Below are 25,988 nucleotides of genomic sequence, written 5' to 3'. Positions count from 1 at the left end.
AATTTAAAAGGTTCTACAATATATTTATTCTTTACTAGTTACATAGCACTTATTTCCCTTGATAACATAGTTTACATTTCCTACAACTTGCGATATAATCTTCATAACTTCCTCCAGATTCGCCTGTTTGGAGAAGCGGAAACTATATGTATTCTTTTTCAAGCTATGAAGGCTATATACAAAAGCATAAGGAAATTTGCGTTCAAGACTTGTAAAAATATCCTCCAGATACATATTACTAAAAACCAATTCCCCACGTTGCCATGCCGTCACATCATCTATCTCAGGCATCCGCAGATTGTGCGCTTTCGTATGTTTGTCATATACCAACTGTTCATTAGGCTTTAAAATAATATTGGACAGCAAGTTATTGAATTCAACTTTCACACTACCTTCCAGCAAAGTAGCCATCAGTTCGCTATTTTCCGGATAAGCATTTACATTAAATTCAGTACCTAAAGCAGTAACTTGATAATCACTGGCCTTTACAATGAAAGGATGCTTCTTATCCGGTTTCACTTTAAAGTTGGCCTCACCAATCAAATATACACTTCTAGTCTCTCCTGTAAATTTTTCCGGATATAGTAGTATACTCTTCGAATTCAGCATGACATTTGTACCATCCGGTAATGTAAGTTCACGAATTTCCGCTGTCGGTATATAGCATTCAACTAAATCTTTTTCCGGCCGTTCCTTTTCCAACATCAAATAAATAGAAACGGATGAGACTGCTAACAAGAAAATAGCTGCAGCTCTCCATATAAGCAACTGGTAATTTCTACGTGAAGTGATAGACTGCATTCCCAGATTCTGCCGCATTCGTTGTATTGATTGTTGCATGCCATCAGGCACTTTCTGTTCTCCTGCTTGTTTCCAAAGCTCACGAAGAGCCTCACTCTTTTCATCAACATGCTCCTCATCAGCCAACCACTGTTGCACTTTCTTCTGTGTTCCGGCTGAATAGCTATTATGGCCGAATAATTCTACGAGTTGTTGAATATAATTTTTCATGAATCTTTTTCTTTCTTTTTTGGGCTTTATACACTAAATACAACTACTACATACATACTACTTAAAAATATTAGAGAAAAAAAATAAAAAAGAGGAGTACCTTCTTTAATTCGATCAATGCCAAATAAACCTGATGCTCTATTGTTCGGATAGAAACATCGAGTTTATCAGCTATTTCTTTATGACTTAATCCCCTGAAACGACTAAGTTCGAATATCAACCTCCGACGCTTCGGCATTTTCTCCAGGGTGAGTTGAATAATCATCAACATCTCCTTATAATATACGTTATTCAAGATCTCTTCCTTTTCTGTTAATTCATAAAGAAGAGTCTTCTCTATAACTTCCGACTGATATTCCTGTTCTACTTGTTGATGTTTAAAGATATTCAGAACTATATTTCTAGTCATTATAAAAATATAATTGTCTAGTTCTTTATCATTATCCAGCCACAACTCAGGCTGCAACCAGAGCTTACAGAAAACATCTTGAGCCACATCTTCTGCATCCGCTTCCGATTTTAGCAGCATTTGAGCAAAGTTCTTTACCTTTGGAAAATTTACAGTGAAAAACCTCTGAAACTTTAATTCAATCTGCCTGTCATTATTCTCCATCTCTCTAGTATTTTTCAGTGTTAGCGGTTAAATCAAATATTACATATATTTAGGTCTAAGGAATGATTCAATATAATATTATACATTAAATCATAATCTAAAAGCAAAATAAAAGATTAATAACACAATAAAAAAATATTATAACTCTTTTTTGGTTTATTTCTTCCAAGCAGCTATCATATAGAGCTTTCCAGAAAATAAATAAAATGTATATTATACACCCATAAAAATAAAAAGGCTTCATGAATCAATGATTCATGAAGCCTTATAAAGAATACTCGTACTCGAAGCGGGACTTGAACCCGCACAGCCGCAATGGCCAAAGGATTTTAAGTCCTTCGTGTCTACCATTCCACCATTCGAGCATCCTTTCAAAGAAAGAGCGGAAAACGAGACTCGAACTCGCGACCCTAACCTTGGCAAGGTTATGCTCTACCAACTGAGCTATTTCCGCGTTTTTTCAACGGGTGCAAAGATAAGTAGTTTACTTGTTTCTGCCAAATCTTTTCGGAGGAAAGTTTAAAAAACTATCCTCCGAAAGTCTATTTTATCTTCCAAGCAGTGCTTTCTCCGCTTTCTCCATTCCACAAAAGTTGAATCCATCAATCACTTGCTGCATCAATGCGGAGATTTCTGCATTACAGAGGTTGCCGATACTACCTTCATGAGTATGGTGTACTTCTTTAGTATGCGAGAATTTACCTGCTTCAATATCCAAACCAACCTTCTTATATGCATCACGGAAAGGCATACCTTCACGTGCCAAACGATTTACCTCTTCCACGCTAAAAATAAGGAGGTATTTGTCATCATCAAGAATATGTTCATTTACCTTTATTTCATTCATGATATAGGTTGTCATCTGCAAACAGTCTTTCAGTTCCTGAAAAGCAGGAAGGAAAACTTCTTTGATAATCTGCAAATCACGGAAATAGCCAGAAGGCAAATTATTCGCAATCATCATGATCTGTTGGGGAAGCGATTGCAGTTTATTACATTTAGCACGTGTCAGTTCAAAGACATCGGGATTCTTCTTATGAGGCATAATGCTGGACCCCGTGGTACAGTCATCAGGCAACTTAACGAAACCGAAGTTTTGACTGTTAAACATACAGGCGTCAAAAGCTAATTTGGAAATCGTCCCGGCAATCGTAGCCAATGCAAAAGCAACATTGCGTTCCATCTTTCCACGCCCCATTTGAGCATATACAACATTGTAATTCATTGAATCAAAACCTAATAAGTCAGTCGTCATGGTACGGTTCAAAGGAAAAGACGAACCATATCCGGCTGCTGAACCTAATGGATTACGATTGCACATTTTAAATGCTGCCTGCAAAAACAGCATATCGTCCATAAGACTCTCGGCGTAGGCACCAAACCACAAGCCAAAAGAAGAAGGCATTGCAATCTGCAGGTGTGTATATCCCGGCATCAAAACGTTTTTATACCGTTCGCTCTGACGGATCAAGACATGAAATAGTTGTTCTACCGCTTCGGCAACCTCTTTTATTTGCGTACGGGTAAAAAGTTTCAAGTCCAACAGAACCTGATCATTTCTGGAACGGCCACTATGTATTTTCTTTCCGATATCACCCAAACGACGGGTCAACATCAATTCTACCTGCGAATGTACATCTTCCACCCCGTCTTCTATCACAAATTCGCCTTTTTCAGCCGAGGCATAAATACTCTTCAATTCCACCAGCAACTGGTCCAGTTCTTCTTTCGTCAACAACCCAATGCTTTCAAGCATCGTAATATGAGCCATAGAACCAAGCACATCATGCTTGGCCAAATAAAGATCCATCTCACGATCACGACCTACCGTGAAACGTTCGATATCCTTATTTACCTGTACGGACTTCTCCCAAAGTTTCTGTGCCATAAAAAAAAGTTTAATATTCAATAACTGCCAACATATCAACCATCTTCTCCAAACCTTCCTGGAGAGGTTTCTGCACCATTGCTTTCATAAATGGATTAAGATCCATTCCGATAGTTACCTTCACTTTACACTCTTCTTCTGCAGTTTCAACCAGTTGAATCCACATATTAAAAGGAAGAGGAGAGTTAGTTGTCGCCAACTTTATACATTTACAAGGATCGCGCTCTATAATTTGCAAAGTCAATTGTCCAATAGGGGAAACACTAAAACTCAACGTGTCCGAATCAAAACTCAAATCCTGCACCTTATCTTTTGGCAAACGGTCTTTGACTGCTTCCAGATTACTTAAATCCGAAAGTTTATTATATACGCGCTCCTGGCTGTAAGGTATTACCTTGACACTACTCTCAAAATTACTCATAAACTTCTATTAGTATAAAACAAAAAAAGAACAATCCGGCCAGATATTGTCCGAACAGTTCTTTTTACCAAATATGTTTGATCAAAAAATGAATCTTATTTTCCAGCATCCCAATGAGCAGGGTCTTTACGCCATTCGTTCAATGTCTGTATGTCTTCTTTTTCAATATAACCTGTACGAAGAGCAACATCAAGCACTGCTTCATAATTGGTCAACGTTACCAAAGTCACTTTCGCATTTTTGAATGCCTCTTCTGCTACCGGGAATCCATACGTATAAGCTGCAACCATACCGATCACTTCGCAACCATCGCGACGAATTGCTTCAACAGCCTTCAAACTACTACCACCTGTAGAAATCAAATCCTCTACGACTACGACTTTCATACCCGGACGAAGTTCACCTTCAATCAGGTTCTCCAATCCATGATCTTTGGGGGTAGAACGAACATACACGAACGGCAGATTCAATGCATCAGCCACTAAAGCTCCCTGCGGGATAGCACCTGTAGCCACACCAGCAATCGCATCCACCTGTCCGAATCGTTCCAATATCAGACGTGTAATTTCAATCTTCACAAAATTACGAAGAGAAGGATAGGACAGAGTTTTACGGTTGTCACAGTAAAAGGGGGATTTCCATCCAGAAGCCCATGTAAAAGGGTTAGCGGGTTGAAGTTTAATAGCTTTAATCTTCAACAGTTTCTCCGCAAATAGTCTCTCTAAGTTTTTCATAACTAAACTAACTATTAATTATTTGCCGCAAAAGTACAGAAATTGAACGAGAATAAAAAGAAGAATCCGTTTATTTTTTCAGTCAATTTGTTCCTCTTCATCGGGAATGTCGATACAACGCTTAATATCTTTCAGTTCAAAGCCACGACTCATAGCGAATCGCTTCAGCTTTCCATTCAATTCATAATCGTCTGCTGCATGGATACTTTTCCGTTTGGAAGCCAGCAGGTCACGCAGAATAGAAAGGTATTCTTCTTCATCAATCTCGTTCAGATAACGCCATGCCACATCAGATGGGATCTTCTTCATATAAAGCCCTTGGGCTATTTTCATTTTCCCCCACTTGGCAAAGCGGAACTTGTCATTCACAAAAGCTCTGCAGAAACGTTCATCATCGATAAACTTCTCTGATTCCAGTCGGTCAAGAATACGCGCAATGGTATCATAGGCAATTCCCCAACGTTGTAACTTCTCATTTATTTCTGCCCGACAATGCTCGGCAGTGGAGCAGTAAGAGGCTACGCGATTTAAAGCCTCTTCATCAGTTAATTGTGCACTCATCGGTTAGCTGTAACTATTCTATCTTTTCCAAATATGTCTCTTATAACACGAACATCACGATATTGGTTCATTTCAAGTATGTGTGCTGTTTCCCGGCCATAGGCCTGGTTGATTTCAAAATAAAGTTTCCCACCCGGCAAGAGTAATTCACTTCCCAGACGGGCTATACGATTATAAAACCGTAAAGGGTCCTCGTCAGGAACAAACAGAGCCAGCCCCGGTTCCCATTCAAGGACATTAGCGTCCATTTCGTTCTTTTCCGTTTCGGTCACATAAGGCGGATTGCTGACAATAACATCGAAAGACGGTATCTTTTCCCAGTCATCGGCTAGAACATCTCTTTGTAGAAATCTCACCCGAGCTTCCAAGGCGTCATTGTTTTTACGAGCAATAGCTAATGCTTCTTCGGAAATATCCCAAGCTTCTACTTTTGCATCCGGAAGTTTTTTATCCAAAGAGATTGCAATACATCCGCTTCCCGTACCTATATCTAATAGACGACGAGCATTTGGATTCTCCTCTACTATTAGTTCCACAAGCTCCGCGGTCTCCGGCCGGGGAATCAGTACGCCGGAAGCAACCTTAAAATTCCTTCCACAAAACTCCGCAATACCATGAATGTACTGTATAGGTTCATTTTTCTGTAAACGGAATATAATGTTTTCTAATTCACGCTGTTTGCATTCGGATAAAATTATATCTTTGCCCATGTAAATATCGAGCGCATCTAAACCTAACATGTCGCAACAAATCAGCATCGAAAGGGCTTTTACCTCCTCCGGTGGATAGATTTCCTGCAAAGATTGGCGAATGTAAGCGGTGATACGATTCATATTTTCACAATTTCGGAGTGCAAAAGTAAGAATAATATGGCGAAGAGCACCAAAATGGAAGAAGAAAAATACATGAGACGTTGCATTGAGCTTGCAAAGAATGGGTTATGCAACGTATCTCCAAACCCGATGGTAGGGGCCGTTATCGTATGTAACGGGCGAATTATCGGTGAAGGTTACCACATTCGCTGTGGCGAGGCGCATGCGGAGGTTAATGCGATCCGTTCTGTCAAAGATGAGTCATTGTTGAAACGTTCCACGATTTATGTCAGTCTGGAGCCTTGTTCCCACTATGGGAAAACGCCTCCTTGTGCCGATCTTATTATAGAGAAGCAAATTCCACGCATTGTTATCGGTTGCCAAGACCCTTTTTCAGAAGTGGCCGGACGGGGAATTCAGAAATTACGGGATGCCGGACGAGAAGTGACAGTTGGTGTATTAGAGGAAGAATGTAAATCGCTGATTCGCCGTTTTATCACTTTTAATATGCTTCACCGTCCTTTCATTACACTGAAATGGGCAGAATCAGCCGATCACTTTATTGATATAGAACGTACAGACGGAAAACCGGTAGTCCTCTCCTCTCCTCTTACTTCCATGCTAGTGCATAAAAAAAGAGCGGAGGCGGATGCGATTATGGTAGGCAGGCGAACTGCTTTATTGGATAATCCGGCACTTACGGTACGCAACTGGTATGGGCACAACCCGATACGCGTTGTGTTAGATCGCACGCTATCCCTCCCTAATGATTTACAAATATTCGATGGCAACGTGCCCACATTAATCTTTACTGAAAAGCAACAGCCAGAAAAAAAGAACATCACATATATCACCATCAACTTTAGCCATAACCCATTGAAACAGATCATGGAAGCATTGTATCAACGAAAAATACAATCATTATTGGTGGAAGGAGGCAGGCAATTGCTGCAATCATTCATTGATAATGAGCTATGGGATGAAGCCTATATCGAAAAGTGCCCCGGCCGGTTACACTCCGGTGTTAAAGCACCTCAAATGGACGATAATTTTAGTTATTCGATAGAAGAACACTTCGAAAGACAAATTTGGCATTATGTTCGTCGAATATAGCTAAGATAGTTCTATTCAGGGGGTTTTACGTCGATAAAAACAGTGTTATTATCTATAATTTTATATAAAACTTACCTGTAATGTTCATTATCGGAAAAAATGTTTCTATTTTTGCAACTTGTAAATAAACACAATCTTTCAAATGAAAATAAAGTTTTTATCATTCATTGCGAGTTTTTTCATGGTGTCATTTGTTATAACGTCATGTCTTGATGACGATAATAACATCGAATATAGCCCGGATGCAACTATACATGCGTTTGCACTTGACACAGCAGGCCTTGGGAGTTATAAATTCACAATTGACCAATTATCATGTGAAATCTATAACGAAGACTCTCTTCCTGTTCATGCTGATACCATCATTGACAAGATTTTAATCAAAACATTAACAACGGCATCAGGTGTCGTTACGATGAAGGACAAAAGCGGAAACGATTCCGTTTTAAACATCAATGATTCGATCGATCTTCGGAAAGAACTTACTATAAAAGTATGGTCAACAGAAGCATTAGCGGGTATATCTCCTAATCAGACTAAGGAATACAAGATCAAAGTAAATGTGCATGACTATGATCCGGATTCGTTAAGATGGAAGTATATGGATAAAATTAATAACCAAATTCAAATTACAGGAGAACAAAAGTCTATTATTTTTGGAAGTGAAGTTTTCACATACTCTGTAGTGAACAACAAGTTATATGTATATAAGAATTCTTTAACTAACTTCGGCAATGGGGCTCCACAAGCAACTGTAGGATTACCGGAAGATAAACTTCCGACTTCTATCATTGCCTTCCAATTCAACAGAAGCAAAACCATGTTATATGCCACCTCCAATGGTGATGGTAAAGTATATGAATCGGCAGATGGGGAAAATTGGAATGAATCAACGATATTTGGTAAGGGAGTGGAATTGCTACTAGCCACATTGACTAATAACGATGTCAGCAGAATTTGTTATATAAAGAAAGGAGCAGATGAACAACGCTATTTCTATTATCAAACAAATGATAAACAACAAGAGACTATTGAAACTTATGAAGGAGGAAAAGTACCAGAAACGTTTCCGACTAAAAACATATCCTACACAATACATACGACTGCAACAAATATTAATTCAGTCCTTTTAGTAGGAGATACAGAAACTGCGACTTTGGCTGATGACAGTAAATTAGAAACGACCATTGTATGGGCGTATGACGGAAACAAATGGGTTGAGTTCTCAACTACTTCCTCTGTTGCATACTGCCCTAAATACACTCAACCATCTATTGTATATTATAATGACTTAGTATACATATTTGGTCAAGACTTCAGTTCTATTTATGTTTCCAATCAAGGGTTATTCTGGAAAAAGGCGAATGCTAAGTTCTCTTTCCCCCATAGAGATTGGAGCAAAGGAGGAACTCCAGATCCCGATGTAGATCCTGAATTCAGAGGCAAAACCAACTATTCAATGGTACTAGATCCTGATACTCAAAATCTATGGATTATCTTTAGTAAAGGAAGTGCTAGTTTCAAAGAAGAGGTAGAAAAAGAAGAAAGTACGAAGGCAACCACAACTGAAACACGCACATATGAGCATGATTCAGAGGTATGGCGTGGTCGTCTTAATCAGCTATGGTTTGATTTGGCAAATGCCAAGAAATAAAAACGTATACGTTTAAAATAAAAAGATGTCCTATATAGAACAAATAGACAAAACTCGGATACCACAACACGTAGCCATCATTATGGATGGAAACGGACGATGGGCAAAACAACGAGGGGAAGAACGTACTTACGGTCACCGTGCTGGCGCAGAAACGGTACAGAATATTACTGAAGATGCTGCCAGACTGGGGATTAAGTACCTGACACTTTATACCTTCTCAACCGAGAACTGGAATCGGCCGCTAGACGAGATAGCGGCTTTGATGAATCTATTGCTAGAATCTATTGAAGAAGAGACACTGATGAAGAACAATATTCGCTTCAACGTAATCGGTGATTTCAAGAAGTTACCGGTTGAAGTTCAGAAAAGTTTGACGTCATGTATAGAACGCACATCCAAGAATAGTGGAATGTATATGGTACTAGCTCTTAGTTACTCATCCCGTTGGGAAATAACAGAAGCGGTACGGCAAATAGCAACGCAGGTAAAAACGGGAGAAATATCTCCCGAGCAAATAACCGATGAGTGTATCTCATCTCATCTGGATACTAATTTTATGCCCGACCCGGATTTACTGATCCGCACGGGAGGAGAAATCCGGTTAAGCAATTATCTCTTATGGCAATGTGCTTATTCGGAGCTTTATTTTTGTGATACCTTCTGGCCGGACTTCGACAAAGAAGAACTCTACAAAGCCATTTGGGAATACCAACAAAGGGAACGCCGATTCGGCAAAACCAGTGAACAGATCAGCTAATATAACTCGAAACATCAAATTATAACATAAATGCATTATCGTATTTCCTTTATATTCATAACGTTTGTCTGCCTGTGCTGCTTTGCGACAACAGGCGTTGCGCAAAATGCTAACACTGATGAAGACTCAAAACCTGTCATCTTATACTCCGGAACACCCAAAAAGTATGAGATAGCAGATATTAAAGTCGAAGGCGTAAAGAATTATGAAGACTATGTATTGATTGGACTATCCGGACTATCGGTAGGACAAACAATTACTGTGCCGGGTGACGAAATCACTGGAGCAATCAAACGTTATTGGCGTCATGGTTTGTTCTCAAATGTACAAATCACAGCCGAGAAAATAGAAGGCAACAAAATCTGGTTAAAAATCAGTCTGACACAACGCCCACGTATCGCAGATGTACGCTACCACGGTGTGAAAAAGTCAGAACGTACCGACCTTGAGGCCAAACTAGGAATGGTAAAAGGTATGCAGATTACTCCGAATACCGTAGACCGTGCCAAAACATTGATTAAACGTTATTTTGATGACAAGGGATTTAAAAATGCCGAAGTAATCATCGCACAGAAAGACGATCCTTCCAGCGAGAATCAGGTGATTGTGGACATTGATATAGACAAAAAGGAGAAAATCAAAGTACACAAAATCACCATTGCAGGAAACACTGCAATCAAGGCTTCCAAGCTGAAAAAAGTAATGAAGAAAACCAATGAGAAAGGTAAACTTCTAAACTTGTTCCGCACCAAGAAATTCGTGCCGGAAAACTTTGAAGCAGATAAACAACTTATCATCGACAAGTATAATGAGCTGGGATATCGTGATGCAATGATCGTTAAAGACAGCGTTTCACAATATGATGAAAAGACGGTAGATGTATATTTGGATATAGACGAAGGTCAGAAATATTATCTCCGTAACGTGACATGGGTAGGTAATACTCTTTATCCGTCGGAACAGTTGAACTTCCTGCTTCGTATGAAGAAAGGCGATGTATACAACCAGAAGTTGTTGAATGAGCGTGTTTCTACAGACGACGATGCTATCGGTAACTTATATTACAATAACGGTTACCTCTTCTACAACCTTGATCCGGTAGAAGTAAATATCGTAGGCGACTCTATCGACCTCGAAATGAGAATCTATGAAGGCCGTCAGGCTACTATCAATAAGATTAAGATCAGTGGTAACGACCGTTTGTATGAAAACGTCGTTCGCCGTGAACTTCGTATCCGCCCGGGACAGCTGTTCAGCAAAGAAGACTTGATGCGTTCTTTGCGTGAAATCCAGCAAATGGGCCACTTTGACCCGGAAAAACTACAACCGGATATTCAACCGGATCCGATGAACGGAACTGTTGACATAGGCTTGCCTTTGACTTCCAAAGCCAACGACCAGGTAGAGTTCTCTGCCGGTTGGGGACAAACGGGTATCATTGGTAAGTTGAGTTTGAAGTTTACCAACTTCTCTGTAGCCAACCTGTTACACCCGGGTGAAAACTACCGTGGTATCCTGCCGCAAGGTGACGGACAGACATTGACCATCAGCGGACAGACGAATGCTAAATACTACCAATCATACAGTATTTCATTCTTCGATCCATGGTTTGGCGGTAAACGTCCGAACTCATTCTCTGTATCGGCTTTCTTCTCTGTACAAACAGACATCAGTAGCCGTTACTACAATTCCAGCTATTTCAACAACTACTACAACAGCATGTATAGTGGTTACGGTGGTTATGGTATGTACAATTACGGTAACTATAACAACTACGAAAACTATTATGACCCGGACAAGTCTATCAAGATGTGGGGACTTTCCGTAGGTTGGGGTAAACGTCTGAAATGGCCGGATGACTATTTCACTCTTTCTGCAGAATTAGCTTACCAACGCTACAACTTAAGCGACTGGCAATACTTCCCGGTAACCAACGGTAAATGTAATGACCTTAGCATTTCATTGACTTTGGCACGTAACTCTATTGACAACCCGATCTTCCCCCGTTCAGGTTCAGATTTTTCATTGTCAGTTCAGCTTACACCGCCTTACTCATTGATGGACGGTAAAGACTATAAGGGATATTATAGTAACCCTGAAACAGGTAGCATTACCCAGGACAACATGAATAAACTTCATAAATGGATAGAATACCACAAATGGAAATTCAAAGGCAAAACGTATACTCCGTTGATGGACCCGATTGCACATCCGAAATGTCTGGTGTTAATGACACGTACTGAATTCGGTTTGTTAGGTCACTACAACCAATACAAGAAATCTCCGTTCGGAACATTCGACGTGGGTGGTGACGGTATGACCGGTTATTCAACTTATGCAACTGAAAGTATCGCTTTGCGCGGTTACGAAAACAGCTCATTAACTCCATACGGATCTGAAGGTTATGCTTACGCACGCCTCGGCATTGAATTAAGATATCCGTTGATGCTGGAAACAAGTACTAACATTTATGTGTTAGGTTTCCTAGAAGCTGGTAACGCATGGCACGATATCAAGAAATTCAATCCATTCGAGTTGAAACGTTCTGCCGGTGTCGGTGTTCGTATCTTCCTGCCGATGATTGGTATGATGGGTATTGACTGGGGTTACGGTTTCGATAAAGTATTTGGTTCTAAACAATACGGAGGAAGTCAATTCCACTTTATCTTAGGACAAGAATTCTAATGTATCATCAAAAACTAAACGTTATGAGAAAGTCTGTTCTATTAATCATGATGCTGTTTGCTGTCAGCATGGCGGCAAATGCACAGAAGTTTGCACTGATCGATACGGAATATATCATGAAGAATATTCCGGCAGCTCAAAGCGCTAATGAGCAAATGCAAGAAGCTACGAAGAAATACCAGAGCGAAGTAGAAGCCCTGGCAAAAGAAGCACAGAAGATGTTCCAGGATTACCAGGCAAAATCTTCCACTCTTTCTGCCGCACAAAAGACAAAGACAGAAGATGCAATCGTAGCTAAAGAAAAAGCGGCAGCCGAGTTGAAGCGTAACTACTTCGGTCCGGAAGGCGAATTAGCCAAGATGAGAGATAAGTTGATTACTCCGATTCAGGACGATATTTATGAAGCCGTGAAAGCTATATCACAGCAACATGGATATGATTTGATTATCGACAGAGCCTCTGCTACAGGTATAATATTTGCAAATCCACGCATAGATATTAGTGATGAAATACTAAGAAGATTAGGATATTCAAATTAATTTCATACATTTGCAGCTGGAAATAACTAAAAATCATTCAAATAAATTATAGAACTATGCTAAAAAAAATTGCACTTGTAATGTTGCTTGCACTCCCAATGGGTGTATTTGCACAGAACCTGAAATTCGGCCACATTAATGCACAGGAAATCATCACTGTGATGCCGGAATTCACCAAAGCTCAAAATGACATTCAGACTTTAGAAAAACAACTTACTGCTGAACTTCAGAGAACGCAGGAAGAATTCAACAAGAAATATCAGGAATTCCAACAAGCTATCGCTAAGGATTCTCTTCCTCCCAACATCGCTGAAAGAAGACAAAAAGAATTGCAAGATATGATGCAAAGACAAGAGCAATTCCAACAAGATGCTCAACAGCAAATGGCGAAAGCACAAAATGATGCCATGGCTCCTATCTATCAGAAGTTGGACAATGCTATCAAAGCCGTAGGCGCTGCTGAAGGTGTAATCTACATCTTCGACCTGGCAAGAACTTCGATTCCATACGTAAACGAATCACAGAGCATCAACTTAACTAGCAAGGTAAAAGCAAATCTTGGTATCAAATAAGAACTGACCAAGAATAAAGAAATACCAAAAGGGAAAGAGAAAGAAGGATCAACTTCTTTCTCTTTCCCTTTTTTTGGTGTACATTTGCGTATATAAATCAAGTGTGTCATGAAGCAACATCTATCCCATACGCCCGGACCGATCGGAGTATTTGACTCCGGTTACGGAGGTCTGACCATCTTAGACAAAATAAGAGAAGTATTACCGGAATATGATTATATCTATTTGGGAGATAATGCACGTGCTCCTTACGGAACACGTTCTTTTGAGGTCGTATACGAATTTACCCGGCAAGCAGTCAACAAACTATTTGATATGGGCTGCCACCTGGTTATATTAGCTTGCAATACAGCTTCCGCAAAAGCTTTGCGCAGTATTCAGATGAATGATTTACCAGGCATCGATCCGGCTCGCCGTGTGCTCGGAGTCATCCGCCCTACCGTAGAGTGTGTCGGAGAGATAAGCAAAAACCAGCATATCGGTGTACTGGCAACAGCAGGCACCATCAAATCCGAATCGTATCCATTGGAAATACACAAGCTGTTTCCTGAAATCCAGGTCAGCGGCACAGCCTGTCCGATGTGGGTATCACTAGTTGAAAACAATGAATCACAGGACGAAGGAGCAGACTATTTTATCCGGAAGTACATCAACCAATTGCTATCAAAGGATCCTCAAATAGATACTGTCATTCTCGGATGTACTCATTTCCCCATACTTCTACCCAAAATCCGGCAATATATTCCGGAGCATATCAGTGTAATTGCGCAAGGCGAGTATGTTGCGGAAAGTCTGAAAGACTATCTGAAAAGACATCCCGAAATGGATGCAAAATGCACGAAGAATGGGAACTGCCAGTTTTACACGACCGAAGCGGAAGAAAAGTTTTCAGAATCGGCCTCTACTTTCCTGAAACAGCAGATTAGCGTAAAACACATCACGCTCGAATAAAATTTAAGAAAAAAAGTAACCGTTTCTCTCTCTTTTTTGTTATATTTGTAGATAACCTCTAATAAGCAAGATCATGAAAGAAGAAGATTATAGCAAAGCAATAGAAGTATTCTCCGGATCCCCATGGGAAGCCGAGATCATCAAAGGGCTATTAGAAAGCAATGACATCCGTTGCGTAATCAAAGATGGGATTATGGGTACACTGGCACCCTATATCGCTCCTTCCGTATCCGTTCTTGTCACCGAGGACCAATACGAAGCGGCCACCGCACTTATCAGGAGCCGGGCCGAGAAAGATAACGACTGATGCGGTCGAGCCCTTCACGGATATTCTCCAATGAGTTTGCATAGGAGAAACGTACATATCCTTCGCCTCCCGTACCAAAATCCACCCCGGGAGTAATGCCGACGTGTGCATGTTCGAGTACATCGAATGCAAAACGATAAGAGTCGGTAGTAAATTTGCGTGCGTCAGCAAAAATGTAAAATGCCCCTTGAGGTTCTACTTTTATTTCAAAACCCATTTCCCGGAGACGGGCAATCATATATCGGCGACGCTCATCATAAACCAGCTTCATCCGTTCCACGTCCGGTTCAGCCTGCCGCAATGCGGCAATCCCTGCCTGCTGGGCAACACTGGATGCACAGATAAACAGATTTTGCTGTAACTTTTGCAAAGATCGCATACAAGATTTAGGTGCGATCAAATAACCCAACCGAAGCCCCGTCATCGCAAAGCGTTTAGAGAATCCGTTCAGGACAAAAGCCTGATCGGTATATTCAAGGATACTGTGTGCACGCCCTTCATACACAAGGCCGTGATAAATTTCATCTGAAATGACAGGAACTCCTAATGCAGCTACGTCCTTCAAGAATTTTTCATCCAACAACATTCCGGTCGGATTCATCGGAGAATTGATAAAGATAGCCGCAGTATGCGGATTCACACATTTGCGGATAGCCTCTATGTCGTATTGCAGATATTCTTTAGACAAAGGAACCAAAACAGGTTTGGCTTGCGTAGCCAACACAAAATTGCGATAGCAAGCATACCCCGGATTGGAAAGAATCACTTCACTATCCGGATTGCAGAGCAACATCAATGCAAGAAGAATAGAAGGAGAAGACCCGGAAGTCACGACAATACAATCCGGATCTACCGTTACCCCATATTCGCGCAGATAAAAAGCGGCAATTTCCCGTCGCAGTTCCGGATCACCCAAAGAATGTGTATAATGAGTCAGATGACGATCATAAGCCGCTTTTGCCGCTTCCGCCACACAGGCCGGCACATCAAAATCGGGTTCGCCAACTTCCAGATGAATAATATCAATGCCTTGTTTTTGCAATTCGTTCGCCCTCTCCAACACATCCATTACGATGAAAGAGGTCATCTGTTCTACTTGTGGGTTTGTATGTTTCATTGCTTATCTTTTCTCTATCTGACTGCAAAGATAATTCTTTTTAGCCTGTTTTGGTAACATATCGGCAAAAAGCTCTATATTTGTGCTTTCAAATCGTTAGTAAGAATGAAACAGGAATTTACACGAATCGCAGTAAAAGTAGGAAGCAATGTATTGACACGCCGCGACGGAACGCTGGACGTTACCCGTATGTCGGCACTTGTTGACCAGATAGCGGAATTACATAAATCCGGGGTGGAAATCATTCTGATTTCTTCAGGAGCTGTTGCTTCCGGGCGCAGTGAAGTGCATCCACAGAAAAAGCTCGATAGTGTAGACCAACGCCAGTTGTTTTCTGCCGTAGGTCAGGCTAAGCTCATCAACCGTTACTACGAACTTTTCCGCGAGCATAGTATTCCTGTTGGTCAGGTGTTGACCACGAAAGAAAGTTTTGGTACCCGCCGCCATTATCTGAATCAGAAAAACTGTATGACGGTAATGCTTGAAAATAATGTTATTCCTATTGTCAACGAGAATGATACAATTTCCGTCAGCGAGCTTATGTTCACTGATAATGATGAATTGTCCGGACTCATCGCTTCCATGATGGATGCACAGGCTCTCATTATCCTAAGCAACATCGACGGAATTTACAATGGTTCTCCTGCTGATCCGGGTTCTTTTGTTATCCGGAAGATCGATCACGGAAAAGATTTATCCAATTATATTCAGGCAACTAAGTCCAGTTTCGGACGGGGAGGAATGTTGACGAAAACAAATATTGCCCGCAAAGTAGCTGATGAAGGAATTACAGTGATTATTGCCAACGGGAAACGGGATAATATTCTGGTAGATTTGCTTCAGCATCCGAAAGAAACGCTTTGTACACGTTTTATCCCTTCAAATGAACCGGTATCCAGTGTCAAAAAATGGATTGCTCATAGCGAGGGGTTTGCCAAAGGAGAAATTCACATCAACGAATGTGCGACAGAAGTTCTAAACTCTGAAAAGGCTGTCAGCATCCTCCCCATCGGAATTACTCACGTTGAAGGTGAATTTGAGAAAGATGACATTGTGCGTATCATGGACTTTCAAGGAAATCAAGTGGGCGTTGGAAAGGTGAACTGCGATTCCAAACAGGTGCAAGAAGCAATCGGTAAGCATGGAAAGAAACCGGTAGTACATTATGACTATCTATACATTGAATAATCAATAATAAGGTCAACTGTAGATAGGGTTAGTAATATTGCAAGTCAACCCGAAGCAGTGATAAGAAATTGAAGCTATTATTCTGGAGAATATTAGCATCTTGATTGAAGGAAAGCGTTTATTTTCGGTTGTATAATGTATTGTAGATAAAACATCTGCATTGAGACGCCCGTATATTGCTGATATACCACTACAAAAGCAACATTTATTTCTGTTCTCAACAAGTTTTATTCACATCATTCACTATATTTGCATAGTTTATCTTTCCATTTAATGCAAAAAAGGAGCAAATGACTACAAATTTAAACGAGACCTTTGCTGCCGTACAGGTGGCAAGTCGGGAATTAGCCTTGCTGAATGATGACATCATCAATCAGATTTTAAATGCAGTAGCTGACGCAGCAATTGCAGAAACACCTTTCATTCTTGCAGAGAATGAAAAAGACCTCGCACGGATGGACAAAAATGATCCGAAGTACGACCGGTTGAAATTAACGGAAGAACGTTTAAAAGGCATTGCTGCCGATACACGCAATGTAGCGACACTCCCCTCTCCTTTGGGTAAAGTGTTGAAAGAAAGTGTTCGCCCCAATGGCATGAGATTGACAAAAGTCAGCGTTCCTTTCGGAGTGATAGGAATTATTTATGAAGCCCGTCCGAATGTCAGTTTTGATGTTTTCTCCCTTTGTCTAAAGAGTGGAAATGCCTGCATATTGAAAGGAGGAAGTGATGCCGATTGTTCCAACCGGGCTATCATCAGTGTGATTCATGAAGTATTGAGGAAATTCAATATCAATCCGCACATTGTAGAACTACTTCCGGCTGATAGAGAAGCTACGGCAGCATTGCTGAATGCAGTGGGTTACGTAGATCTGATTATCCCCAGAGGCAGCAGCAGCCTGATTCATTTCGTACGCGAGAATGCAAAGATTCCCGTTATTGAAACAGGGGCAGGTATCTGTCACACTTACTTTGATGAATTTGGAGATGTAAACAAGGGGGCAGCTATTATTCATAATGCGAAGACACGCAGGGTTAGCGTATGTAACGCGCTGGACTGCACCATTATACATGAGAAGAGACTGACCGATCTCCCTATGCTTTGCGAGAAACTAAAAGACAGCCATGTCATTATCTATGCTGACGCACAGGCTTATCAAGCATTAGAAGGCCGCTATCCTGCCGAACTTCTGGAACACGCAAAAGCAGAAAGTTTCGGCACAGAGTTTCTGGATTATAAAATGGCTGTCAAAACCGTAAAAAGCTTCGAAGATGCCTTAGGACATATTCAGGAAAACAGCTCCAAACATAGCGAGTGTATTGTTACCGAAAACAAGGAACGTGCAGCCTTATTCACAAAGATTGTGGATGCAGCTTGCGTATACACCAATGTATCTACTGCCTTCACTGACGGAGCGCAATTCGGATTAGGAGCAGAAATCGGAATCAGTACGCAAAAACTACATGCGCGCGGTCCGATGGGACTGGAAGAGATCACCTCTTACAAATGGGTCATCGAAGGAGACGGGCAAACAAGAAGAAATTGAGACGATACCTTTATCGTTAAAAATCAAACAAGGTATTGAACGAAACTAATTGAAAATTAAGAATTAAAAGATAAATGATATGAAGAAATTTACTTGCGTACAGGACATCGGCGATTTAAAATCAGCCCTTGCAGAAGCATTCGAAATTAAAAAAGATCGTTTCAAATATGTAGAACTGGGACGAAACAAGACTTTGATGATGATCTTCTTCAACTCCAGTCTGCGCACCCGCCTTAGCACACAGAAAGCTGCAATCAACTTGGGAATGAATGTAATGGTACTAGATATCAATCAAGGTGCATGGAAACTGGAAACCGAACGTGGCGTAATTATGGATGGCGATAAACCGGAACATATCTTAGAAGCCATTCCGGTGATGGGCTGTTATTGTGATCTCATCGGAGTACGCTCTTTCGCCCGTTTCGAAAACCGCGACTTTGACTATCAGGAAACGATTATCAATCAATTTATCCAATACTCCGGACGTCCCGTCTTTTCGATGGAAGCGGCAACACGCCACCCATTGCAGAGCTTTGCCGACTTGATTACCATTGAAGAATACAAGAAAACAGCACGTCCTAAAGTGGTCATGACCTGGGCTCCACATCCACGTCCATTGCCACAAGCTGTTCCCAATTCTTTTGCCGAATGGATGAACGCAACGGATTACGAATTTGTCATCACCCACCCCGAAGGTTATGAACTCGCCCCGCAATTTGTAGGCAACGCAAAAGTAGAATACGACCAGATGAAGGCTTTCGAAGGAGCCGACTTTATATATGCCAAGAACTGGGCAGCTTATTCCGGCGACAATTACGGACAGATATTAAGTAAAGATCGTGATTGGACAGTCAGCGACCGTCAAATGGCAGTTACCAACAACGCTTATTTCATGCATTGTCTTCCGGTTCGCAGAAATATGATTGTGACAGACGATGTGATCGAAAGCCCGCAATCGATCGTTATTCCGGAAGCGGCCAATCGTGAGATTTCGGCAACTGTCGTTCTGAAGAGACTATTGGAAGGACTGAAATAACCGAAAAATAAAGAGGCCGAAAAGCCTCTTCCATCAACGCATAAGAACAAAAGAACATCTCCTTAAAATCCTACTTATAAATATAAAAACAGGATTTGAAAATTGAGATGTTCTTTTGTTCTTATTGTATTTAAAATAAAAGCGGGCTATTACTTACCCCGCTCTTTACCTTATTTCTCTATTTCTTTGCCAGCCTCCTGCCAGGAATTAAATCCTTTATCAAGCTCAAAGACCTTATAGCCCTTCTCACTCAAAATTGCCGCAGCCTTCTTGCTCCGATTACCACTACGGCAATACACAGCCACCGGTTTATCCTTCTGTAATAATGAATCAGCCATTGAAGCAAAAGAATCATCCATCACATTGATATTGATTGTCTTCGTGATGTGCCCCTCCGAATATTCCGCAAGTGTGCGGACATCCAGACGTTGTATATCCTCATTCTGAATAAGAGAATCAAATTCCTCTACATTCATGGATTGAAAATCTCCTTTCTGCTGACAAGAGAAAAGGGAAGAGAGAAATAAAAATATCCCCACGATTAATTGATTCAATTTAAACATATATACTCTATTATTCAATTCTGCCCAGGAGTATAGTCAAACCCGGGATCACAATACTTTTCAGATACTACCGCAGATCCATCCTTATCGTACGTACAATATTTAAACTTAATATTTATAGTCCGGCCAGGATGCTCTTCATCAATATATTGCGCCAAAGGAACAGAGATGTAAGCACGCCGATTATAGTATTCTTCATCACTGTTCGCATCATGGTATAATAACATATTCACAATACCATTTGTTTTAAGTTCAGACACATCTTCCACTATGCCGAAAGTATGTCCTTTGCCTGTACTGACTTTTAGATTCAGAATCATATTCAGATAATCCCTCCCCAGCCAGATACTGACCACCTCTACCGGGTCTTGCTTTATACCGTCTTTATACACCGGATCATCTTCCGGCTTAGGCACCGGCACAATGAGCGATTGCAAAGAATATATAGTAGCCGCACTTCCATCCGGAAGCACTTCATAGTTACTCATTACACGTCTGGAGGTATTTGCGGCAATAGTAGAACCCGTACGGTCTTCCGCCACAGGCAAAGCCTCTCCCTTATCAGGAATAAGCGTTTGTATACGACCGTCTTCCCCGGCCTCTACAGTCACAAATTCCAGTTTCACCGAAGGATAATAATAATCATCATCTCCACAGGCAGTCATCAGGAAAAGCAATCCCCACAACCAAATAACATGTAATTTTCTTCTTTTCATCGGCAAGCTGCTAAATAATTAACTAACGGATTGGAATACATTAATAACAACTTCTCACGCAAAAAGTCCTCATCCTTATTCGGAATCTTGATCTTTGCCAATTGTTGTTCAATATAGTTCATAAACTGTTGTTTCTCTTCTTCCGTGTAATTGGACACGAATTCCGTCGTGCCATTCAGCCAATCGTACGCCACATAATTTCCCGGATATATCTGGTAGTTACGATGAATGCGGCGGTCAATACAGGCAGAGATACGGGCAAACAAATCCGGTTTCGGCAACGAACGGTCCAACTCTTTCAGATCATCATTCAGACAAGGGGCAACCTGAAAATGTACCCTGCCTTTATATCCGAAAAGACCGGTTTGCATATTAATCAAATCGTCCTGCGTCGTCTTCTTATACCCTTCGATGTCTCTCTTCAACTGAAACTCCTGCGCTTTCAGAAAATCACACGGGTCATATTCGTATGAAATAGCAAGCGGAGCAATATTCATTTCCATCAAACGGTCTATCAAATCACCTTCACCACCCATTGCCAGCATTTTCAACACACTGTCTTGTGTACGGTCATTCGAATCTTTTGCACGTCCTTCACGCTGCGCAATCCAAATAGACTGTTTGTTCTCCGAAATGGTGTAATGCATATAACGGGACATACGTGCTGAAGATTCCAACATCTGCCGCATTGTCAATGCCCGCTGCACAATGAATGATTTATTGACACGTACCAGTTTCTTAATCCAGGGATAAATCAGCAAATTATCTCCAATCGCTATTTCTACCGTATCCATTCCCTGGTCAATCAACAAAATAGAGAGAAAGCCCGAATCGAGAATAATGTCTCTATGATTCGATATATACGTATAAGCTTTACTTTTATCCGGTATGGCGGTATGATCCAGTGTCAGCCCGGCGGTATGATCTGCCGCTATCTTCCACAAAATGCCATAGCAAAATGCCTCCTGAAAATCAAGTTTAGTCTTACAGGCACGCATTTTCTGCGCCAGAAGTTCAAATGGAACGTTCGGTATAGCCCCGGTAGCAGCTTTCTGAAAAGCCGGATCGGCAATCAGTTCCTCAAAGATTTGAGGAAGTTCCTCATCATTGTAAGGACGAATTTCATTAAACTCTGTCAGATCCATCACGTGATTAAAATTTGTTTTCAATAATATCGGTCATCACATCCTTTATATCCAGTCCGGCTGCACGCACCTGCTGGGGAATAAAGCTGGTAGTAGTCATTCCCGGAGTAGTGTTTACTTCGAGAAGATTCAGTTTTTCACCGGCAGTCACAATATAATCTACACGGATAATGCCGGAGCAACCTAATATATCATAGATAGCCGAAGTCAACATCTGCACACGCTTGGTCAGTTCGTCCGAGATACGCGCAGGAGTGATTTCATCTACCTGTCCATTATATTTAGCATCATAATCAAAGAACTCATTGTGCGTCACCACTTCCGTAGGCGGGAAGATGACTGTCTTCTCTTTGGTCTTATAGCAGCCGCAAGTCAGTTCCGTTCCATCCATAAACGCTTCTACAAGCACTTCTTGCGCCTCTCCGAAAGCTTTAACAATAGCCGGCTGTATTTGTTCTTTTGTCTTTACTTTCGTAACTCCGAAGCTCGAACCTCCCAGACTAGGCTTGATAAAACAAGGCAGACCGATCTTTTCCACTACTTCCTCGTCAGAAATCGATTGTCCCTGGCGCAGCAACAATGATTCGGCAATGCGCACTCCAAAAGCTTTCAGATATTGATTGCAGGTAAACTTGTCGTATGTAATGGCAGCTGCCAATACTCCACAACAGGAATACGGTATACGCATCATATCAAAATAGCCTTGCAGGCGACCATCCTCACCGGGCGTACCATGGATGGTAATATAAGCAAAGTCGAACACAACCTTTTCCGTTCCGTTCGTAAAACTAAAGTCATTTCTATCTACCGGCACTTTATTTCCGTCCGGCAATTGTACTTCCCAGCGACGGCCTTCCATCTCCACGATATACAAATTATACTTTTCCTTATCAATAAAGGAATAAATACCCTGTGCACTACGCAGGGAAACTACGATTTCAGAGGTATCCCCTCCTGCTACGATAGCGATGTTGCGTTTCATTCTAATTCTCTATTACTTATATAGCCTCTCCACTTCTCGATAAGCCGGGTCATGTCATCCGGAAGTTCGGAAGTAAAGTACATCTCCTCACCTGTGACGGGATGCACAAACCCCAACGTCATAGCATGCAAAGCCTGTCGGGGACAAGTGTCAAAGCAATTATTTACAAACTGTTTGTATTTACTAAAATGAGTTCCTTTCAGTATCTCATGCCCGCCATAGCGTTCGTCATTGAACAATACATGGCCGATATGCTTCATGTGGACACGAATCTGATGGGTACGTCCTGTTTCAAGTATACATTCCACAAGGGTTACGTAGCCCAGTCTTTCCAATACACGGTAGTGCGTAACGGCATGCTTGCCCACCGTCGGGTCGGACATCACCGCCATCTGCATCCGGTCTTTCGGATTGCGGGCGATATTACCGACAATCGTTCCTTCATCCTGTTCCACAACGCCCCACACCAGAGCACGATATCTGCGTTTGGTAGTCTTATTAAAAAATTGGAGTCCCAGATTTGTTTTGGCATCCGGTGTCTTGGCAATCACCAGCAAGCCCGAAGTATCTTTATCGATGCGATGAACAAGTCCCACGTGCGGGTCATTGGCATCGTAATCCGGTATATCCTTCATGTGCCAGGCGAGCGCATTGACCAGCGTACCGTGATAGTTTCCGTGTCCCGGATGCACTACCAACCCTGCCGGTTTATTCACCACCATTACGTATGGATCTTCATAAACAATAGTAAGGGGAATATCTTCAGGAATAATTTCGTTTTCATAACGGGGGCGATCCATCATCACCGTTATGACATCCAGCGGTTTCACTTTGTAGCTACTCTTCACCGGCTTGCCATTGGCCATAACGAACCCGCCTTCAGCAGCCTTCTGAATACGGTTGCGCGAAGCATTGACAATACGTTCGAACAGATATTTGTCGACTCTGACCATCGCCTGTCCCTTATCTACAACCACGCGGAAGTGTTCGTAAAGCTGGGATTCGTCACCGACAGGTTCTATATCGTCCAAATCATTCTCCAGTTCATCCGGAAGTTCTTCCTCTATCATGCGAGTCCGTTTCTGTTATTTATCTATTAAAACCAACTATCATCTTGAGTAGATGACGATTCTGACGTAACCGGCTGGTCCGTATCTACGGAAACATCGGCTGAATCTTCTTCCGACGTATCACCGGAGCCGTTTCCGACCATCAATGTTAACGAAGATCCCACAGGAATTTTCTCACCCGCAGCCAACTGACGTCCCTGGTACTTCACGCCGTATACCCAGTCTTTCTCACCATTTACCAATTGAACCTGATTCAGTTTGAAACCGGCATTCAGCAATTTAGCCTGCGCCTGGCGGAGCGAACTGTTGTCCGCCACATCGGGAATAGCACGCAAAGGGACATCCAACGTATTGACAGTCAGATATACCGTACGTCCTTCTTTCACTTTCTCGCCGGCTCCCGGCTTCAGTTCGAGAATGATACCTGCTGCTTTATCCTTTACATATTTGGTATCAGAAATCACATATACCAAACCGTGATTCCGGAACATTTTCGCTGCTTCGTCCACCGTCATCCCTTTCACATCGGGAACGGCAACAGTTTCACCATGATGAGTATGTATATCAAGCCATTTCAATACACCGAATATCATCACTACCACCACAACAATCATGGCGATCATGTTCACCCAGAAGAATTTATTTGTTTTAAAAGAAAAGAATTCTTTAATAGTCATACGCATTGCTGTTAATATGCGCCAAAGATACGACAAAATAGTTGAACTTTTAAAAAGTAGGCGATGAAAAATGTCCTCATCTATTATGCAAGAACGCTTATCATCGCCAGAATTGCTGCAACTATAATCCCCACTCCTATAGATTTCAACAACATTATTATATTTATGCGGGGTTTCAAATCCCCCGAATCTGCTCTTCTATTACGTATGTTTGTTTATGAGTCTTGTTCTATTCCACAAAGAAAAGCAAAAAGTCATAAACAAGAGCAAACAATAGCGCTTTTTAACATACTATTCTCCTGAAAATCAGGAAACAAAAAAGGCGAAGATTAAATTCCCCGCCTTTTTTGTTTCCTGATGACAAGTGATTATCACTTTTGTCCGTTGTACTCATCAGAAACAGTCAGTTTCTTTCTGCCTTTCGCACGACGAGCAGCTAATACTCTACGACCATTAGCCGATGCCATTCTCTCACGGAAACCGTGTTTGTTCTTTCTCTTTCTGTTAGAGGGTTGAAATGTTCTTTTCATTACTGTATCTTGTTTTTATGTTATTATTCTACGTAATCGGGCTGCAAAAATAGGCACTTTTTTTAAATTAACCAAGAGATAACTCATTTTTGCTCAAAAGTTTTTGTGTTTTTTACCGATTTAGATTACTTTTGCAGTCGAATTCCTGCGAAAACAATTAAATAACAATAATATATTAAGAAAAATAGCAGTATGATTAATGCTCAAGACATCAAAAACGGAACTTGTATCCGTATGGACGGAAAGCTCTATTTCTGTATCGAATTCCTGCATGTAAAACCAGGTAAAGGTAATACTTTCATGCGTACTAAACTGAAAGATGTAGTCAGCGGTTACGTTCTTGAACGCCGTTTCAACATCGGTGAAAAGTTGGAAGATGTACGCGTAGAACGTCGTCCGTACCAATTTTTGTATAAAGAAGGAGAAGATTATATCTTCATGAACCAGGAAACATTCGACCAACACCCTATCGCTCACGATTTGATTAACGGTGTTGACTTCCTGCTCGAAGGTGCAGTATTGGAAGTTGTTTCTGACGCTTCTACTGAAACTGTTCTTTATGCAGATATGCCGATCAAGGTTCAGATGAAGGTGACTTATACAGAACCGGGCGTGAAAGGTGATACAGCTACCAACACACTGAAACCTGCCACTGTAGAATCAGGAGCAACCGTACGTGTTCCGTTGTTCATCAACGAAGGTGAAACAATTGAAATCGACACTCGCGATGGTTCTTATGTAGGACGTGTAAAAGCATAATTGACAAGAACATATATAAAAANAAGTAGTACGTTAC

27 protein-coding genes and 2 tRNA genes are annotated in these 25,988 nt (G+C 41.3%); 12 read left to right on the top strand and 17 right to left on the bottom strand.

All coding sequences use genetic code 11. From position 1 onward, the window contains the following. Positions 1–24: 24 nt before the first annotated feature. From BXY_RS23005 to prmC, 9 genes are all read right to left on the bottom strand, one after another. Entirely contained in the window at positions 25–1,011 is a 987-nt protein-coding gene (locus BXY_RS23005; RefSeq protein WP_015533054.1) for a FecR family protein, read from the bottom strand. Positions 1,012–1,081: 70 nt separating this feature from the next. Then, a complete protein-coding gene (locus BXY_RS23000; protein ID WP_004314638.1) occupies positions 1,082–1,624 on the bottom strand; it encodes an RNA polymerase sigma-70 factor in 543 nt (180 codons plus the stop codon). A 281-nt stretch (positions 1,625–1,905) separates the two neighbouring features. Beyond that, positions 1,906–1,989, bottom strand: a tRNA-Leu gene (locus BXY_RS22995). Positions 1,990–2,005: 16 nt separating this feature from the next. Further along, positions 2,006–2,078: transfer RNA gene (locus BXY_RS22990), tRNA-Gly, on the bottom strand. 93 nt (positions 2,079–2,171) lie between these two features. Continuing rightward, complete coding sequence (gene argH, locus BXY_RS22985) at positions 2,172–3,512, bottom strand: argininosuccinate lyase (RefSeq protein ID WP_004305025.1); 1,341 nt, start codon at positions 3,510–3,512, stop codon at positions 2,172–2,174. A gap of 10 nt (positions 3,513–3,522) precedes the next feature. After that, on the bottom strand, positions 3,523–3,933 hold the full coding sequence (locus BXY_RS22980) for an SRPBCC family protein (RefSeq protein ID WP_009040252.1): 411 nt from the start codon (positions 3,931–3,933) through the stop codon (positions 3,523–3,525). Positions 3,934–4,028: 95 nt separating this feature from the next. Next, positions 4,029–4,667 carry an orotate phosphoribosyltransferase gene (gene pyrE, locus BXY_RS22975; protein ID WP_004313008.1) on the bottom strand — a complete coding sequence of 213 codons (639 nt, stop codon included), beginning with the start codon at positions 4,665–4,667 and terminating at the stop codon, positions 4,029–4,031. Positions 4,668–4,745: 78 nt separating this feature from the next. Further along, a complete protein-coding gene (locus BXY_RS22970) occupies positions 4,746–5,228 on the bottom strand; it encodes a regulatory protein RecX (RefSeq protein ID WP_009040251.1) in 483 nt (160 codons plus the stop codon). Beyond that, positions 5,225–6,061, bottom strand: a complete 837-nt coding sequence (gene prmC / locus BXY_RS22965; protein WP_009040250.1) for a peptide chain release factor N(5)-glutamine methyltransferase — start codon at positions 6,059–6,061, stop codon at positions 5,225–5,227. The genes BXY_RS22970 and prmC overlap by 4 nt, the downstream gene beginning before the upstream one ends. Positions 6,062–6,097: 36 nt before the next feature. Between prmC and ribD the strand changes: the two genes are divergently transcribed. The 8 genes from ribD to BXY_RS22925 all read left to right on the top strand — a co-directional run bounded on the left by ribD (position 6,098) and on the right by BXY_RS22925 (position 14,621). Further along, positions 6,098–7,153 carry a bifunctional diaminohydroxyphosphoribosylaminopyrimidine deaminase/5-amino-6-(5-phosphoribosylamino)uracil reductase RibD gene (gene ribD, locus BXY_RS22960; protein WP_015533053.1) on the top strand — a complete coding sequence of 352 codons (1,056 nt, stop codon included), beginning with the start codon at positions 6,098–6,100 and terminating at the stop codon, positions 7,151–7,153. A 142-nt stretch (positions 7,154–7,295) separates the two neighbouring features. Further along, a complete protein-coding gene (locus BXY_RS22955; protein WP_208946899.1) occupies positions 7,296–8,807 on the top strand; it encodes a DUF6242 domain-containing protein in 1,512 nt (503 codons plus the stop codon). A 25-nt stretch (positions 8,808–8,832) separates the two neighbouring features. Continuing rightward, on the top strand, positions 8,833–9,567 hold the full coding sequence (locus BXY_RS22950; RefSeq protein ID WP_208946898.1) for an isoprenyl transferase: 735 nt from the start codon (positions 8,833–8,835) through the stop codon (positions 9,565–9,567). A 30-nt stretch (positions 9,568–9,597) separates the two neighbouring features. Beyond that, positions 9,598–12,252, top strand: a complete 2,655-nt coding sequence (bamA, locus tag BXY_RS22945) for an outer membrane protein assembly factor BamA (RefSeq protein WP_004313003.1) — start codon at positions 9,598–9,600, stop codon at positions 12,250–12,252. 23 nt (positions 12,253–12,275) lie between these two features. Continuing rightward, entirely contained in the window at positions 12,276–12,791 is a 516-nt protein-coding gene (locus BXY_RS22940) for an OmpH/Skp family outer membrane protein (RefSeq protein WP_008645182.1), read from the top strand. A 56-nt stretch (positions 12,792–12,847) separates the two neighbouring features. After that, positions 12,848–13,363: an OmpH/Skp family outer membrane protein gene (locus BXY_RS22935; RefSeq protein WP_004310501.1), complete on the top strand. Its 516-nt coding sequence runs from the start codon at positions 12,848–12,850 to the stop codon at positions 13,361–13,363. Positions 13,364–13,471: 108 nt separating this feature from the next. Beyond that, a complete protein-coding gene (gene murI, locus BXY_RS22930) occupies positions 13,472–14,314 on the top strand; it encodes a glutamate racemase (protein WP_008645181.1) in 843 nt (280 codons plus the stop codon). Between the two features lie 73 nt (positions 14,315–14,387). Further along, positions 14,388–14,621: a DUF2007-related protein gene (locus BXY_RS22925; protein WP_004313000.1), complete on the top strand. Its 234-nt coding sequence runs from the start codon at positions 14,388–14,390 to the stop codon at positions 14,619–14,621. On the opposite strand, the gene BXY_RS22920 is transcribed toward BXY_RS22925, so the two are convergent. Continuing rightward, positions 14,590–15,738 (bottom strand): pyridoxal phosphate-dependent aminotransferase, encoded by a 1,149-nt coding sequence (locus tag BXY_RS22920; RefSeq protein WP_008645180.1) that lies wholly within the window; start codon positions 15,736–15,738, stop codon positions 14,590–14,592. The genes BXY_RS22925 and BXY_RS22920 overlap by 32 nt on opposite strands. Before the next feature lie 105 nt (positions 15,739–15,843). On the opposite strand from BXY_RS22920, the gene proB reads away from it, so the two are divergent. The 3 genes from proB to BXY_RS22905 all read left to right on the top strand — a co-directional run bounded on the left by proB (position 15,844) and on the right by BXY_RS22905 (position 19,509). After that, on the top strand, positions 15,844–16,926 hold the full coding sequence (gene proB / locus BXY_RS22915) for a glutamate 5-kinase (RefSeq protein ID WP_008645179.1): 1,083 nt from the start codon (positions 15,844–15,846) through the stop codon (positions 16,924–16,926). 290 nt (positions 16,927–17,216) lie between these two features. Then, positions 17,217–18,473, top strand: a complete 1,257-nt coding sequence (locus BXY_RS22910; protein ID WP_008645178.1) for a glutamate-5-semialdehyde dehydrogenase — start codon at positions 17,217–17,219, stop codon at positions 18,471–18,473. Positions 18,474–18,552: 79 nt separating this feature from the next. Then, on the top strand, positions 18,553–19,509 hold the full coding sequence (locus BXY_RS22905) for a Rossmann-fold NAD(P)-binding domain-containing protein (RefSeq protein ID WP_008024468.1): 957 nt from the start codon (positions 18,553–18,555) through the stop codon (positions 19,507–19,509). 170 nt (positions 19,510–19,679) lie between these two features. Here the strand turns inward: BXY_RS22905 and BXY_RS22900 are convergent, their stop codons facing one another. From BXY_RS22900 to rpmH, 7 genes are all read right to left on the bottom strand, one after another. Then, complete coding sequence (locus BXY_RS22900; RefSeq protein ID WP_004312995.1) at positions 19,680–20,072, bottom strand: rhodanese-like domain-containing protein; 393 nt, start codon at positions 20,070–20,072, stop codon at positions 19,680–19,682. A gap of 14 nt (positions 20,073–20,086) precedes the next feature. Further along, complete coding sequence (locus BXY_RS22895) at positions 20,087–20,788, bottom strand: NigD1/NigD2 family lipoprotein (RefSeq protein WP_004312994.1); 702 nt, start codon at positions 20,786–20,788, stop codon at positions 20,087–20,089. Next, entirely contained in the window at positions 20,785–21,933 is a 1,149-nt protein-coding gene (locus BXY_RS22890; RefSeq protein ID WP_008770360.1) for a 1-acyl-sn-glycerol-3-phosphate acyltransferase, read from the bottom strand. The genes BXY_RS22895 and BXY_RS22890 overlap by 4 nt, the downstream gene beginning before the upstream one ends. Positions 21,934–21,940: 7 nt before the next feature. Then, complete coding sequence (locus BXY_RS22885; RefSeq protein WP_004312992.1) at positions 21,941–22,915, bottom strand: D-alanine--D-alanine ligase; 975 nt, start codon at positions 22,913–22,915, stop codon at positions 21,941–21,943. Beyond that, positions 22,912–23,985: an RluA family pseudouridine synthase gene (locus BXY_RS22880; protein ID WP_004312991.1), complete on the bottom strand. Its 1,074-nt coding sequence runs from the start codon at positions 23,983–23,985 to the stop codon at positions 22,912–22,914. Before BXY_RS22880 ends, BXY_RS22885 begins: the two co-directional genes overlap by 4 nt. A gap of 26 nt (positions 23,986–24,011) precedes the next feature. Then, on the bottom strand, positions 24,012–24,662 hold the full coding sequence (locus tag BXY_RS22875; RefSeq protein ID WP_008016764.1) for a PASTA domain-containing protein: 651 nt from the start codon (positions 24,660–24,662) through the stop codon (positions 24,012–24,014). Between the two features lie 371 nt (positions 24,663–25,033). Beyond that, the gene (gene rpmH, locus BXY_RS22870; RefSeq protein WP_004299762.1) at positions 25,034–25,192 is read right to left on the bottom strand and encodes a 50S ribosomal protein L34; all 159 of its coding nucleotides are present in this window, start codon (positions 25,190–25,192) and stop codon (positions 25,034–25,036) included. Between the two features lie 192 nt (positions 25,193–25,384). On the opposite strand from rpmH, the gene efp reads away from it, so the two are divergent. Next, positions 25,385–25,951 carry an elongation factor P gene (gene efp / locus BXY_RS22865; protein ID WP_004312989.1) on the top strand — a complete coding sequence of 189 codons (567 nt, stop codon included), beginning with the start codon at positions 25,385–25,387 and terminating at the stop codon, positions 25,949–25,951. The last annotated feature ends 37 nt before the right edge of the window (positions 25,952–25,988 follow it).

The organism is Bacteroides xylanisolvens XB1A (assembly GCF_000210075.1).
GTDB classification, from domain to species: Bacteria; Bacteroidota; Bacteroidia; order Bacteroidales; family Bacteroidaceae; genus Bacteroides; species Bacteroides xylanisolvens.
Note: the sequence above shows the minus strand (reverse complement) of the source record. Positions and strands in the feature narration are given on the sequence as shown.